The organism is Actinocorallia lasiicapitis (assembly GCF_054778695.1).
This window is the reverse complement of sequence record NZ_BAAGZI010000825.1, coordinates 1-846: the sequence shown is the minus strand read 5'-3', so window position 1 is coordinate 846 and position 846 is coordinate 1. Positions and strand designations below refer to the sequence as shown.

At 71.5% G+C, this 846-nt stretch carries 2 protein-coding genes; both read left to right on the top strand.

The features are described 5' to 3' along the window. A partial coding sequence (locus ACYVE7_RS34890) for a hypothetical protein (RefSeq protein ID WP_460370936.1) occupies window positions 1-309 on the top strand: 309 nt, incomplete at its 5' end. Between the two features lie 11 nt (window positions 310-320). Beyond that, the gene (locus ACYVE7_RS34885) at window positions 321-707 is read left to right on the top strand and encodes a hypothetical protein (RefSeq protein WP_460370935.1); all 387 of its coding nucleotides are present in this window, start codon (window positions 321-323) and stop codon (window positions 705-707) included. The last annotated feature ends 139 nt before the right edge of the window (window positions 708-846 follow it).

Here is an 846-nt window from a genome sequence, read left to right as displayed (position 1 = left end):
GGGCTCGACGCCCTCGACCGGCTCGGCGTCGTCCCGGCGGCCGCCGACCGCGCCGCCCTGCTCGCCGAGCTCCGCGACGCCCCGGAACTCACCCCGAAGGCTCTGTTCAAGGGCGGGGACGCCGCCGCCAAGGCCCTCGGCACGATCGGGATCAGGCACGGGTTCGCCCCGCCCGTCGACCTGCTGCAATGGGTCAGGGCCTTGCTCACCTTCCGGGCCGTGACCCATCATGTTGCCCCTGCAATGCCGCTCGCCCAAGCCCTGTTTCCGCTGGTACCGCGGCTGGCCGAGATCAACGCCCGTCTTTGAGGAGAACCGCGATGGCGCACGTCTTCCTGTCCAACGCCTGGCTCGACGCCGTGGAGGCACTGAAGCCCGAGTGGCCCGAGCCCCCGGCGGAGGCCAAGGGGATCGTGGTGAACCTGGTCGTCAAGGGCGGCCCCGACGGCGACGTCGCCGTCCACTCCCGTGACGGCGTGGTGGAGCGCGGGCTGACCGACGCCCCCACCACGGTGCACGTCCCCTACGAGGTCGCGCAGCGGCTCTTCGTGGACCAGGACCCCAGCCTGGTGATGGCGGCCGTGCTCTCCGGCGAGCTGACCATCGAGGGCGACTCCGCGCAGGTCATGGGCCTGATCGCCGACCAGGCCGAGCCGACGCCCGAGCAGATCGCGTTCCACTCCCGCATCAAGGCCCTCACCGCCTGACCTCCCTCGCAACGGCCCCCGCTCCGGCGGGGGCCTTCGTGTTTCCCGGCCCGTTCGGCCGAGGTCAGACATCCCTGGAGGTTGGATGTCAAGCGGTGAGGTCGTAGCCGTGGTGGGACCAGGCGGTCGCCTGGTCGTA

What these genes read in the sequence shown, in the direction of transcription:
- ACYVE7_RS34885 (WP_460370935.1), top strand. Translation starts at nt 321, where the DNA reads ATGGCGCACGTCTTCCTGTCCAACGCCTGGCTCGACGCCGTGGAGGCA.